The following is a 14,144-nucleotide window of genomic DNA, read 5'->3' as shown; positions in this document are numbered from 1 at the left end:
ACTAATGCTGGGCTTAATAGCTGCTGAAATTCTTTGGTTACTGGCAACTAAAAGTTCCTAATCCAACTTCAATTTGACCTAACTCCCGCAATAGTTCCTGCTGCTTTTGATAGGGTAGATGCCCATAGTTTCCTAGCCATCCTAGTAATCCCTGTAACTTAATTCCCAAGTCTTGTCCTGGTACAATCTGATGAGACCATTGTGGCGATGTTATTTCTCCACAACACTGACATAGAGAGTGATGACGTTGATACTCAACTATTTCTATTGGTCTTTCTACTAATATTGCTGCTGAGTTGGTTTCAATCTTGATTGATTCTGCTGAGGCTAACAGTTCTCCACAACTCAAGCACTTTTCTGCTTTGAGTACTTCGCAGCGATCTACTCGCCCAAATCCTTTTCTTGTTTTCCCTTGATGTCCTAATTGCCCCCCGGGACTTTTTTTCGGTTTTTGAGACGATGACTTTTCTTTTCTTTCTGGTTTTTTGAGTAAATCTGATGATGGAGGCTTTGACGATATTTTACTGTCTAGGCTTCTGCTTATTTTTAGCTTCTCTATTTCTATTTTTAGCTGCTCGATGATTTCTTGTTGACTCAGTATGAGCTTCACCAGTTCCTTTTTTGACAACTGGTTGAGTTTTTCTAGTTCGTTTAACTCAGGTTCCTGGTTCATCTTACCGTTACATTACCCAGTTTTCTTAACGAGTGCAACCTTATCTCTCTTTTTAATACCTGAATCCTTACACTTTAATGCTGAAATATTTTTTTCGGTTTTTGTTGCATTACTTGAGATTTAAACAAGTTTCTCTTTCTACTTGATAAACAATTTATACAGAAACGCCGAGATTAACCTACTAAATGTAACTAATAAGAAGTATTAAGTAATTATTTTAAAATTTATCAGCATAGTAATGTATTAAACTACAAGGCTTTAACACTTGGCTTATGTCATCTATGAACATTACTATTATTCCTAAATTAAATGCTCAATAAAACAAAAATATCAACTTTCTTACCACTATTATTTGTTTCAGCTTTTTTAGCATTTATTCCTGAAACGCCTGCTCAAGCACAATGTTGGCGAAACATAAGTGATTGTAAACCCAATTTTGAAAACACACCTTTCGATCCTAAGACATGGAGTCCCGCAGATTGGTTAAAGAGTGGAGCAGGAGAGGCTTGTGAAGCTCATGTTTTGGCAACTGCACAGAGAAATACAGATAGAGAACAAGGGCTAGACCCTATTCAGAGAGAATACCTTCGTCCCTATTTCGGAGATTTGGTAGACCAAGTTACCGTCAAATGGGACTCGTTGCTTAACGATAATTGGTCTTTTGCTGGACACCAGATACAATCAGGTTCGGCAGCACAAGCTCTTGGAAACACAATTTTTATTGCCGAGAAGGAACAACCTTACAGCACATCACAGCTAGTTCTTTTAGCTCACGAATTTGTTCATGTGCAGCAATATCAAAGGCATGGAAATTTGGATAATTATTGTCGAGAATACATGACAGGTTATGCTCAAGGAGGATATGACTACGAAAATAATTCTTTTGAAATAGAAGCTTCCAACTTTGAGTATAAATTTGCCAGCGAATTAAAAGACAAAATACCAGTTACCAAATATGAGTATACTGCTTCTTTTCCTAGTCACATTCAGCGAAGTGCAATAGTCTTACCAACTGAATTGCCCAGACAAAATTTAGATACCTTCTCTGAAAACATAATCATTAAAGATGGCAATATCTTAGCTCGTCGAGGTGGGGAGCTTGTTCTTTACCAAGACACCAATGGTGATGGTCGTATTGATGCTGGTAGTGCTGATAATGTAATCGACACGGGATGGGGTCAATTCCAAGACCTTATCTACATTGGGAATGGCAATATCTTAGCTCGAAGAGGCGGTGATCTAGTTCTTTATCAAGACACTAACGGTGATGGTCGTATTGATGCTGGTAGTGCTGATAATGTAATCGACACGGGATGGGGTCAATTCCAAGATCTTACTTACATTGGGAATGGCAATATCTTAGCTCGTCGAGGTGAGGATTTAATTCTTTACCAAGACACTAACGGTGATGGTCGTATTGATGCTGGTAGTGCTGATAATGTAATCGACACGGGATGGGGTCAATTCCAAGATCTTACTTACATTGGGAATGGCAATATCTTAGCTCGAAGAGGCGGTGATCTAGTTCTTTATCAAGACACTAACGATGATGGTCGTATTGATGCTGGTAGTGCTGATAATGTAATCGACACGGGATGGAATCAATTCCAAGACCTTACCTACATTGGAAACTAAAACAGACTTAGGCATCATGTAAAAATAACTTGAACAATTTGCTTCGGTGATGTTGTAATGCTGTGGTTAAGAGTGCTAGCTTAACTGCTGTTGCAGATATTTAAATAGAGCATAAATTTACAACCCACCTTCCGCTCGTCAGCTTGTAATATGCTAAGTAATACGTTTAAAAGCGATTTAGGCGATCGCCTTATAGGAAAGAATGAGAAATAGCGATCACAATTACCTTTCATGGCGATCGCCAAATACCCTGATAAGCGTAATCTTTTACTACTACAATTTGACGTGCGGAAGGTGGGTTGTAACACTACCCAGTAGTTAATCAAAACATTCATTAATATCTTTTATGCCAAAGTTTCAATTAAATCGTCAAACAGTTATTTATAGCGCCTTAGCTATTATTTCATACTATGTCTCATCGCTGCGAAGCTCGGATTCATTCTTATCGCGAAATCTTCAGCGACGCACCCTTTCTAATTTCACTGAGGTAGTGGAAGTAGAATATAGCTCTCTACGAAATCTACTGGCTGCGGAAAAATGGAGAGAAGCCGACGAAAAAACTAAAGAGTTAATATTTGAGGTGCGAAAAGTAGTTAATAAAGCATATTACTTAGATTACGAGACTGAAGAGTTTTCATGTTCCCATTTTAAACAAATTGATGCTCTTTGGGTTGAATATTCTGATGGACGTTTTGGCTTCAGCGTTCAAAAGCCAGTGTATATAGAGACAGGGAATAACCCAGAAAAATGGGATTCAGAAGCAGCAGAAGCTTACATTCACTTTGCAGATCGCGTTGGATGGCGTAAGGGAGGAGAATGGTTAGATTATCAGGATTTAAAGTTCAATATTTCAGCTCCTTTGGGACATCTCCCAAAAGGTAGTTCTAGCACTTATGAAACATACATCACACCAATTACTGCTCGGAAAGACCTTATAAATAGCTCTCCAATCAGTTGCATGTGAGTTAAGCAGTCATTTTTATCAATAGTTTTAGGTAGCGTTGTAATGCTATGGTTAAGAGTGCTAGCTTAACTACTGTTGCAGATATTTAAATTGCGCATCAACAAATTTACAACAATACCCAGTGCATTAGTTCAACCGATACTTTCAAGTTAATAGTGGAGAAAAAAACTCTGGATATTCAGGCTTTGTCAAGTTAAAAATGTAGAGAGTGAGATAATCATAGGATGAATCAAAATCTTGGTGCTATTGCTTTTGTGTGTTTAGAGGTCTAATCCAAAGTCATACTTATTGTTTTAAATATACATCTAAAATAGATTATAATATCGTTGCAATGATAATTATATTTTTTACTCTTATAGGCTTTGCATACATAGCTAAATTAATTTACTTCAAACAATCTGTATTAAAAATAAGACACTATACACCTTTATTAGGAACATATTTATTTTGGTCTGTATTAATTATTATAATAATTATATTTAAGAGTCAAGGTTATTTGATTATTCCGATCCTTAGTCTTTTAGCATTTATTTGGAATAGTATATACACTCTTAATCAAAGAAAGAAATCAGGTGCTGTATTATTAAAGATCAATTATGTTCCTAAAAATGGTATTTATTCTCAATTATTAAGACAAACTTCTTCTAAGCTAGAGTTGAGAGAAAAAGGTTTTTACTACGCATCAATTTTTTTTTCTTGGAGCAAAATAGCTTCATATCAATGGATAGGTTTACAGTCTGAAATTTTAAGTCTAGAGCTAAAATTATTCTTTTTTCCCTTTCCCTTAGAAATGAAGATTTCCATACAAGACAAAAGCCATGTAGAAAATATATTAAATAAATACATAACTTCATAATATTAGATAAGATTATTAAGAAATAATTGATGAATATTTTAGGTATCTAACTAAATAATATAATTTCATTGCCTACAATTTTAAAGTATATCTTGCTTTAACCACTTGAAATACTCTATTTTTTCTAGCTTTTTAATACTAATTAGATCTACTATATTAAGCTCTAATCTAATTGTTTCTGTTGCTAAATATACAACTTTAGCCTTCAAAATAGTAGCATCCGTAGCATATTTCGTAACAGGAGGAATCGTTTACGCCCAAGATGTTGTGAATAGTGTGGGATTTGGATTTGAAAATAGTGGTTTAAATCAGATAAATGAGATTAAACAATGTCCTATTCCTGTCTCTCAAAAAGTTGACAGTTGCTATGGTGGAAGGATTTATTGAAAAAATGAACAAATTAACAGTACTAAAACAAACAGCGATATTCGGTATTCTAGGTTCAAGTATTTTGTTTACTTCTCTTGCAGGACAAGCATTGACTGTTGAAGAAGTGACTAACCCTCGTCAGAAATATGATGGTTGGGTTACTGATATGGCAGATATTTTAAGTACAGAAACCGAAACTGAGTTAAATCGCCTAATTACCAATTTAGAAAAAAGTAACGGTTCTGAAATTGCTGTTGTCACCGTATCTGAAACTGTTCCCGCAGCATCTCCTAAAGCCTTCGCTACAGAGCTATTTAATCACTGGGGAGTAGGTAAAGCCAAGTTGAATAACGGAATCTTATTCCTGATTTCTTTTGAGGAAAACCGTGTAGAAATCGAAACAGGAAGGGGGATAGAAAGCATTTTATCCGACGAGGAAGTCAAGAAGATAATTGATACTCAAATTATTCCTCAATACAAACAAGATAACTTTGATCGCGGTACCCTCAATGGGACAAAAGCCCTGATAACTAGTTTAAATTCTAGTTTAATTGATAATAAAAATCGGCACTTGAGCATCTTTTCTTTACTAGCCTTGGGATTAACAGTATTTACTGGCGGAATTATTCGTTATCGAAAACGACGTAACAAGGTTTTCGTTAAACCTGGTAAAAATATTTCTCTGCAACGTATTGATAACCGAGCAGTTCATTGTGCTAAATGCCATCAGCCAATGGAAAGAAAGAAAGCCATTGACCTAACGTCAGAACAGCAGGTGGCTCAGAAACTTGGGGGAGTTAGTTATCGGGGTTATCAATGTCCTCGCTGTAGCCAAGATACTAAATCTTATTCCATAGTTGCCTATTTTTCCCATTCTGATCGTTTTGATACTTGCCCCCAGTGTCAGGAATTAACGGTAATTAGAACGGGAGAAACTTTGGAAGTAGCTACTCGCGAGAGTAAAGGAAAATATCTCTCGCAAAAAAAATGCCATTGTTGCGATTATCATACCGAGCAAATTACTACTATTCCTCGTATTACTCCAGCTTCTTCTAAAAATAGAGGACAGAACAATAGCAATACATACCAATATTACGACGGTGGAGGTGGCTACGGGGGTAGTGGAGATTCTGGAGGTGGATTCGGAGGTGGTTCTAGCGGTGGAGGTGGTGCTGGAGGTGATTGGTAACAATCAATCAAGTTAAATCCCCAGATAATTGAAGCTTCTAAAAATTAAGCTGCAAAAAATCGATGAACAAATAAGACCATTAGCATCATGTTTAATATAAAAAATATCTTCAAGTATCTATGGCCAGCTTGAAGTAAGTTACGAAGGAGCTAGATGGATTACGCAAGATATCAGCTCTAGATACGATCCTGGTAGAAAAAATGAGCTAATCTCTAAAACGTTCCAAATCTCAACAACGACGAGCCTAACAATAGTAAGTCAGTAATTGGAAACCCTTTTGAAAAAATGTCTTATAGAGATGCTCTGTATTTTACGTCATTAGTTTATCCAGGAAGTACTCTTGCGGGTGTTCTTGTAGGATTTTTAGTGATATATACTTCCGATGAAACTTAATGCAAAATTAACTGCTGATTGGAGCTATAAAAGTCCAACGGGATTGACCGCTAAAGAGCTACATGAAGCAGCTTTAGAGTATGGAAATTATGTAGAATTCCTTTCTAGACAATTAATTCAGAAAGAAGTTGGTGAGATCTATCAATTAGAACAACTTTTTCGCAAAAGTACTCAAGGCTTTCAACCTATCAAACAATTTGTAGGGGCTTTAACTTCGCTGGAAGTTAAAAAAAACCTCAGTTGTCACATTAATGTTTTTGCCTATTCTTTTCTCAAACAAGCAAAGAATTTTGATTTACTTTTGCCATTTGATAGGGAACAAAATCAGGAATTTTGGCAAATATACCGAGAATGGTCTGAATTAAGTATAAAGCTAGAAAAATTTGAATGCTATGGTCAAAATTGTTCTAAAAAACTTGCAAAACAATATTTAGCCTTGAGAAAAATCGTTTCTAGGTCCTCTGCTAGAGACGAGATTAAAACTTTAGCGGCTTTGTTGATTAGTGGTCCCTCAACCTTAAAACAAGTCTCTGAGGATCTTGGACTTAGCTATACTCTTGGGCAAAGAACTGTTAGTGTCTTTGAAAACATTAGTGTAGTAGAAACCCGACCTGGAGGAATCTATGCAATCGCAACTGAAGCTTTGCCTGTAGTCATTTTTTGTCTCCGAGAAACCTGTGGTATTGATTGGCTCAGTAACCTAAATATATGAAATTCTCGCACAAAACGTTTGGCAGCTAACCAGACATCTTCAATGGGTTTTTGATCGGAGGCATTAGAAGCGAATCGAATACAGGTAGTAAGCTACATGAACTATTCAGACAACAGCAATCAATGTATGAAAGTCGTTCTCCTCCATAGACAACCGAATTGTGAGCTTGACTCAACTTCATATACGTACCCCAGTGCGACCAAAGATTTTAGAAATAACTTTTAACTTTTAACAATAATTGGCAAGACTTAAAATATACTACATACATTTGTAAGCTTTCCCAGTCTACCTGTCAATCTCAATCAGCCAATTCAATGCCAACCGAATTTTCGATAAATGAAGTAGTCAAACTATTAAATAATCCGAATATTTTAATTTATTTTGGAATAGTCATTGGTAGTCAAATTATCTATGGACTGTGGAAGTATTTAAGGCAAAAAAGTATTAGCCAGCGACGTAAGGCTCAAGGACTACCCGATAGTGTTTTAATCAACCATACAAAAAACCTGGCCTATCGACGAGTTGAAGCTCTAATACAAAGTGGACTTTTGTTGGGGTCAATCATAATTGTGCCTTTTGTTTTGGTCTGGATGAGTGACTCTAAGAAAGATCAAGGTGGTTTAGCTATCGCCTTTCTTTTGTTACTAGCTTGGATTATGTTTAATACTACAGATGTAGTTAAAGCATTTTTAGGAGGTTTATCTTTCAAAACCATTGCTGCTTTTAAGCAACCTTTTCAAATCGGTGATCGAGTTACACTTAGAGGAATACATGGCCAAGTAATTAGTTTCGATGCTTTTTTTGTAATTTTGCAAACTCTTAATGACGATCGCATTAGTATCCCTACCCATACTTTATGGAGTGAAGTTTTAAGTTCTGCCAATGCAGGCGATCGCTCTTCTTTGTGTGTGATGAATTTTTACCTAGCATCATTTATTACTGCCGAACAAAGGCAAACAGCCGAAGACGCTATCTGGGATGCCATACAAGCATCGGTGTATTATGAACCTTCTAAGCCAATGCAAATCTATCTTACTCAAACATCTAACGCAATTCAGATAACCGCAAAGGCTTACGTGGCTTCTACCTACAATGAACCTCTATTTACTAGCGATGTTACTAGAGCTTTTTTAAATTCTATTTCTCAACAGGAAATCGCTTTAGCACCAAGTTCTAGAGAAATTATTTCCTTTTACTCAGACCTTGCACCAAAAAAAGTTGATGGGAGTAGTCAGAACTGAAGTTCTTGTGTAAAGGGGATAGTAGATAATTCTCTAGTCAAATCAGAGAACTAATTTCCATAGTTAAAACATCGTCTCCAGAAATTTCAGCTTTCAAAATGAATGAAATTTGATTCTGTCTAGCTACTTACATTCATAACTACATTCATGCGATAATTAATTTCCAGCTAGATTTTTTTTGCCACCTCATCAATAAATTGCTGATAGTGGGGAATCAGCCGTCATCTATTCTGCCTACTATGCTCACCCTGGTGGCACTTGTGGTTTAATTCTAAACCCTTGCTGTCTATTTTTCAGTTCGATCTTGAAAGCTTATTCCTTTATGTCAAGTTTCTTCGATGCCTTCATTTCCTACGGACACACCGAGAGTCAAAAGTTCGTTACTAAACTTTATGAACGCTTGACTGAAGTTGGCTTGAAAGTTTGGATAGATCAAAGAGATATTGATGATAGTGTTAAGTGGCAGAAGGAAATAGATCGAGGTATTGAGACGGCCCATAACTTGATTTTTATTGTGACGCCTCACGCGGTTAAATCCCCCTATTGCCTCATAGAATTGGAATTAGCTGTTAAATACAACAAACGCCTTATTCCTTTACTTCATGTAGAACCCTCTGATTGTTGGGATCGAGTTCACCCAGCTATAGCTGAAATTCAATTTATCTTTTTCCAAGACGGAATTGATGATTTTGAAGATTCTTTTGAGCGATTAGTTAGTTCAATTAAACATCAGGCAGATTATATCGAACAGCATACCAGATATTTAGTTAAGGCTCTGGAGTGGGAACGGCACCAAAAGCAAACTAACTACCTGTTAATTGGCGAGGATAGGAATAAAGCAGAATCGTGGTTGAGAGTAAGATTTAAGGAGAAACAACAGCCTTGCATCCCTACAGATTTACATTGTGAATACATCTGTGAAAGTAGTAAAAATGCCCAGAATTTACTCACCCAAGTATTTATCTGTCACGATGAGAAAGACAGCTTAGTCAGAGATAGACTGGTAAAACAGTTACACAGAGAAGGAATTACTACCTGGACCAATCGAAGTGATATACCCAGCGGCAGTGAGTTTCAAGAGGAGATTAATAAAGGTATAGAAGGAACCGATAATTTGGTTTATCTAGTTTCTGCTAATTCTGTGGTCAGTTTCTGGTGTAAGAGAGAACTCAACCATGCCCTCAAGTATAATAAGCGCATTATTCCGCTGCTGATTGAACGGACAATCAGCACGCATTCTACCTCCTCGCGATTAGCAGGTGGTAGTTAGTGCGACGGTCTTGGGTTGAGAACATGGTATAATACTTCTAACTGCAAAGGCACTATTGCCCTCCAGACACAGAAAGCTGGTAACTTAGGGGTAAATACAAGACCAATGTAGCCAAGTTCGTAACTAATAAGCCTTGTGTCGCCCGATAAGTAATAGTAGGGAGCAAGCAAAATAACGATACATAATCAAATACAGAATTTGTTTCTACAAGCTGTTGCCAGAAATGAGTAACAGGTTCAGTATGGCTAAAGTCCCTGCTGTTCACCGAGAAGCACGGTTTTCTGGTACACGAGTAGCTGTCTCCTACGAGAAGAGTGTCTTACCAGATACTCGCACCTCGTCTCGTTAGAGCAGGTGTGGGAGGCTTCATTCGCTGCCCGAAAATACTATCCCTGAATCAATTCGAGGATTAGAGTTTATTGAGCACACTCAAGAGGATAATTTAGACCAATTAATCAAGGCACTCAAAGAAGAGGAAAATTACTATGAAAAACACAAAATCTTATTAGTTAAAGCCCTCAAATGGCGCGAGCAAAATCGCAACCGCAGTTTATTGCTCAGAGGTTATAACCTACAACATTTTGAGGCTTGGTTAAAGATAGGGGCAACTCGCAGTTTACATCCACCCTTGCCCTTACAATCTGAGTTTATTGCAGCCAGTATTGGACAAACTACCGACACAGTTTTGGATGTGTTTATCTCCTATTCTCGTACCGATGGCGATATAGCTAGGAAGCTTAACGATCAGTTACAGCAGTTGGGAAAAACTACTTGGTTTGACCAAGAAAGTATTGCCGTAGGGGAAGACTTTCAGCAGGAGATCGAGAAGGGAATCGAAAATTGTGACAACTTCTTGTTTATTATTTCCCCCAGGTCAATCAATTCCCCCTACTGTGCTGATGAAGTAGAACATGCCTTTTTACTCAATAAAAGATTTATTACTATTTTGTGCGAGCCAATAGAAACATCTAACTTACATCCAGCTCTGGCACGGGTACAGTGGATAGATTTTTATCAGGGAGATTTCTACCATTATTTTAATGAGTTGGTACGGGTGTTGGATACTAACCGCGAACATGTGCATCAGCATACCAAATGGTACCAAAGATCTTTGGTCTGGCAAGAGAGTAGAAAAAGTAAGGATTTACTATTGCGGGGTATCGAGTTAGAGAGGGCAAAGGCTTGGTTAACACAGACTGAGCAAGGAAAGGTACAGCCACCACCAACCTCTTTGCAGAGTGAATATATTACCAGCAGTAATCGAGAGAAAAAAAGAAATCGTTTTATGGCAATTGGTTCAGTAGTTAGTTTTATTGGAGTACTTGCCACTTCTTTAATAATTTCTAGTACTTTATGGTTGCGGGCAGAACGACAGGCAACATTAGCAACTCTCAGAGAAAATGTAACTCGAGTTGAGAATCTACTGTCTAGTAGTAACAAAGTTGAGGGTTTAGTCTTAGCACTAGCAGCAACAGGGAAAAGTCAGGATAAATTAGGAAGGGCAATTCCTGCTGTAGTATCTAGCCTTTTAGAAGCTATTCAAACTGTTAGAGAAAGTAATCGCTTGACTAGAACTGGAGGTGGGTATGCCTCAGTAGCATTTAGTCCTGATGGCAAATACATTGTTAGCGCTAGTGTGGGCAACACCATTAGTTTGTGGGACAAACAAGGTAAACTGGTCTCCAAACCCTTCACTGGTCATACAGCTGAGGTTAGCTCAGTAGCCTTTAGCCCCGATGGTCAATATATTGTCAGTGGTAGTCACGACAACACTATCAGGATCTGGAATAGAGACGGCAAGTCGGTCTCCAAACCCTTCACTGGTCATACAGCTGAGGTTAGCTCAGTAGCCTTTAGCCCCGATGGTCAATATATTGTCAGTGATAGTGCGGACAACTCCATCAGGGTGTGGAACAAACAGGGTAATCTAGTCTCTAAAACCTTCACTGGTAGTGCGAACAACTCCATCAGAGTGCGGGGTAGGGACGGCAAGTCGGTCTCCAAACCCTTCACTGGTCGTATAACTCATGTTAGCTCAGTAGCCTTCAGCTCCGATGGTCAATATATTCTCAATGTTAGCGGCTTAAACGTCAGGGTGTTGGATAGGAAAAAAAATCAGCTAAGTCAACCCTTGGTTGGATATGTAAGAGATGTTCAAGCAGCAGCCTTCAGTCCTGACGGCCAATATATTGTCAGTGGCAGTAATGATGGTTCCATTAGGGTGTGGGACAGGGAAAGTAATTTGGTCTCTCAACCTTTCTCTGGCCATACAAGTGGAGTTAAGTCAGTAGCTTTCAGTCCCGACGGCCAATATATTGTTAGTGGTGGTTTTGACGATACTATAAGGGTGTGGGACACAGAGGGAAATCAGGTGGGTCAACCCTTTGTTGGACATACAAGCCCAGTTAACTCAGTAGCCTTTAGTCCTGATAACAAATATATTGTAAGTAGTAGTGGCTCAACCATCAGGGTGTGGGACACAGAGGGAAATCAGGTGGGTCAACCCTTTGTTGGACATACAAGTGCGGTTATGTCAGTAGCCTTCAGCCCCGACAGTCAATATATTGTCAGTGGTAGCAGTGATGGTAGCATCAAAGTGTGGGACAAGAAAAGTAATTTGGTCTCTCAACCTTTCTCTGGCCATACATTTGGGGTTAACTCAGTAGCCTTCAGTCCCGATGGCCAATATATTGTCAGTGGTAGTTTTGACGATACCGTCAGGGTATGGGACACAGAGGGAAATCAGGTGGGTCAACCCTTTATTGGACATACAAGCCCAGTTAACTCAGTAGCTTTCAGCCCTGATGGCCAATATATTGTCAGTGGTAGCAGATTAAACACTTTACTTAACACCTTACCAGATAATACCATCAGATTGTGGGACACAGAGGGAAATCAGATTGGTCAACCCTTCTCTGGTCATACAAGTGGAGTTAACTCAGTAGCTTTCAGTCCCGACGGCCAATATATTGTCAGTAGTAGTACAACCATCAGATTGTTAGACACAGAGGGGAATCAGGTGGGTCAACCTTTCTTCAGTCGTCCAAGTCAGTTTAACTCAGTAGCTTTCAGTTCCGACGGCCAATATATTGTCAGTGGTAGCGGTGACAAAACTGTTAGAGTGTGGGACAAACAGGGAAATCAGGTGGGTCAATCCTTTGTTGGACATACAGGTCCAGTTAACTCAGTAGCTTTCAGCCCTGATGGCCAATATATTGTCAGTGGTAGCAGGGACAAAACCGTTAGGGTGTGGGACAAACAGGGAAATCAGATTGGTCAACCCTTCTCTGGTCATACAAGTGGAGTTAACTCAGTAGCTTTCAGCCCCGACGGTCAATATATTGTCAGTAGTAGTATGGATAAAACTTTCAAAATGTGGCAGTTTGGCTGGAAAAGTTGGTTACAAGCTGGTTGTAATCAGTTGAAGAATCATCCTGTATTGAAAAAACCTCAAACAGAAGAACAAAAACAAGCACTAAAAGCTTGTTTGAAATATGCTGATTGGAGTGATAAAGACATTTAAGTTGTATAAAATCGAGAGAAAAATAGTGTATCCCGCATCTAACTAGGAATAACCCTTTAACCTTCAATGCGATAGCCTAATGCTAAGAGAGCTTTAATCACTTCTAAAGCAATTCGGCGGTCGTACTCCTTTTCTGAGTCTGGTAAATTTTCGTAGGGAACTAAACCAGGATGTTGTTTTAGGGGATCATCTCTTTGAGGACCATACTGCCAACCGTCAGCTAGGCGTTGTTGTGCCCAAATTTCATGAGTATTTTTAGCTAATAGTTCTATTAGTTTTAAATGTTCTGTATCTATCACTACTTCTGATGTATCGATAGGCTGAGGGTGATAAGTCATTGCTAAATAGTTTTTTTGGTCAAAGTTATGGTCATCCTAATCTAGCCTATAATCGCTAATTTAGGCAGTGTTGCGAAAATAAAGGATAAAGGTAAAAAGTCAAGATAAACCCTTGATTATCCTTAAATTCAGACAGCAACCCCAAAGATAGAATGAATAAAGCGGCAGAGCCGCAGCTATAAGCTATAAGCTGTAAGCTATAAGCTCTCAAAGGAAGTAATAAGCTCCTGAAGGACGCTTTGCGCCCCAAAATAAAGATGAGAAACCAAATTGGTAGACCAAGTATCATGATACGTGGAAATGTTTTCATCACAAAAAAGCCGAAGTTACAATGGTGCAACGAACGCCCGAGAATAAGCTTGGTTAGAGGAAAGTGGACAAATAAATTGGTGAAAGGAGAAAAAACCTTATCCCGTTGGAGAGAATGACAAGAGAAAACCATTCCTCATCGAAAACATTTCCCTATCAAGAGTGAGGGCAAAAAATGAAGCCAATTGGTCGAAGCCAAAAATCCCAGAAAAAAAGTAGCAAAAGACAGGAGCCAGAAATAAAAGTCATCAATCCGCACTCGGCGGGAATTGATATTGGCTCAAGAGAGCATTGGGTTTGTGTACCTATAGCAGCAACAGAATCTAATGTTCGTTGTTTTGGGTGTAGTACACCAGATTTACTAGCTCTGGCAAATTGGTTAAGTGAATGCGGTGTGACGAGTATTGCCCTCGAATCGACGGGAGTAGAATGGATACCTTTATTTAACATCTTAAGTCAGCATAACTTCCAAGTCTGTTTAGTCAATGCTCACAATAGTAAAAACAGTACCAGGAAGAAAAAGCGATGTCCAAGATTGTCAATGGTTACAACAACTGCATAGTTATGGCTTACTTGCACCTTCCTTTATCCCCGAAGGAGAAATAACTGTACTGAGAAGCTATTTAGAGTTTGCTGAAAAAGTAATCGGAAAAATTGACAAGAATCAGCTTG

The 14,144-nt window shown here is 38.5% G+C and carries 11 protein-coding genes and 1 pseudogene; 9 read left to right on the top strand and 3 right to left on the bottom strand.

Annotation, left to right across the window (positions count from 1 at the left end; genetic code table 11):
• Positions 1–673: pseudogene (locus tag PLEUR7319_RS33575) on the bottom strand (DUF6444 domain-containing protein); the annotation flags it as partial.
• 309 nt (positions 674–982) lie between these two features.
• Here PLEUR7319_RS33575 and PLEUR7319_RS37585 point away from each other — a divergent pair.
• Positions 983–2,308: a tachylectin-related carbohydrate-binding protein gene (locus PLEUR7319_RS37585; protein WP_019503179.1), complete on the top strand. Its 1,326-nt coding sequence runs from the start codon at positions 983–985 to the stop codon at positions 2,306–2,308.
• 80 nt (positions 2,309–2,388) lie between these two features.
• Here the strand turns inward: PLEUR7319_RS37585 and PLEUR7319_RS40365 are convergent, their stop codons facing one another.
• Positions 2,389–2,643, bottom strand: a complete 255-nt coding sequence (locus tag PLEUR7319_RS40365) for a hypothetical protein (RefSeq protein WP_144054200.1) — start codon at positions 2,641–2,643, stop codon at positions 2,389–2,391.
• A gap of 11 nt (positions 2,644–2,654) precedes the next feature.
• Here PLEUR7319_RS40365 and PLEUR7319_RS33565 point away from each other — a divergent pair, with 11 nt between their 5' ends.
• The 7 genes from PLEUR7319_RS33565 to PLEUR7319_RS0100105 all read left to right on the top strand — a co-directional run bounded on the left by PLEUR7319_RS33565 (position 2,655) and on the right by PLEUR7319_RS0100105 (position 12,825).
• A complete protein-coding gene (locus PLEUR7319_RS33565; RefSeq protein ID WP_019503178.1) occupies positions 2,655–3,272 on the top strand; it encodes a GUN4 domain-containing protein in 618 nt (205 codons plus the stop codon).
• A gap of 331 nt (positions 3,273–3,603) precedes the next feature.
• Entirely contained in the window at positions 3,604–4,128 is a 525-nt protein-coding gene (locus PLEUR7319_RS0100135; RefSeq protein WP_026102213.1) for a DUF5673 domain-containing protein, read from the top strand.
• Positions 4,129–4,519: 391 nt separating this feature from the next.
• Positions 4,520–5,686: a YgcG family protein gene (locus tag PLEUR7319_RS43030; RefSeq protein WP_083892423.1), complete on the top strand. Its 1,167-nt coding sequence runs from the start codon at positions 4,520–4,522 to the stop codon at positions 5,684–5,686.
• Positions 5,687–6,068: 382 nt separating this feature from the next.
• Complete coding sequence (locus tag PLEUR7319_RS0100120) at positions 6,069–6,791, top strand: hypothetical protein (RefSeq protein WP_019503175.1); 723 nt, start codon at positions 6,069–6,071, stop codon at positions 6,789–6,791.
• 314 nt (positions 6,792–7,105) lie between these two features.
• Entirely contained in the window at positions 7,106–8,032 is a 927-nt protein-coding gene (locus PLEUR7319_RS0100115; RefSeq protein WP_019503174.1) for a mechanosensitive ion channel domain-containing protein, read from the top strand.
• Between the two features lie 322 nt (positions 8,033–8,354).
• Positions 8,355–9,302, top strand: coding sequence for a toll/interleukin-1 receptor domain-containing protein (locus tag PLEUR7319_RS0100110; protein ID WP_071592889.1), 948 nt, complete (start codon positions 8,355–8,357; stop codon positions 9,300–9,302).
• A gap of 553 nt (positions 9,303–9,855) precedes the next feature.
• Entirely contained in the window at positions 9,856–12,825 is a 2,970-nt protein-coding gene (locus PLEUR7319_RS0100105; RefSeq protein WP_026102209.1) for a TIR domain-containing protein, read from the top strand.
• Positions 12,826–12,881: 56 nt separating this feature from the next.
• On the opposite strand, the gene PLEUR7319_RS0100100 is transcribed toward PLEUR7319_RS0100105, so the two are convergent.
• On the bottom strand, positions 12,882–13,163 hold the full coding sequence (locus PLEUR7319_RS0100100) for a RyR domain-containing protein (RefSeq protein ID WP_019503173.1): 282 nt from the start codon (positions 13,161–13,163) through the stop codon (positions 12,882–12,884).
• 484 nt (positions 13,164–13,647) lie between these two features.
• Here PLEUR7319_RS0100100 and PLEUR7319_RS0100095 point away from each other — a divergent pair, with 484 nt between their 5' ends.
• A complete protein-coding gene (locus PLEUR7319_RS0100095) occupies positions 13,648–14,034 on the top strand; it encodes a transposase (protein ID WP_026102208.1) in 387 nt (128 codons plus the stop codon).
• The last annotated feature ends 110 nt before the right edge of the window (positions 14,035–14,144 follow it).

This window comes from Pleurocapsa sp. PCC 7319 (assembly GCF_000332195.1).
Lineage (GTDB): Bacteria > Cyanobacteriota > Cyanobacteriia > Cyanobacteriales > Xenococcaceae > Waterburya.
The sequence above is the reverse complement of the archived record's forward strand: the minus strand, read 5'-3'. Positions and strand labels throughout refer to the sequence as shown.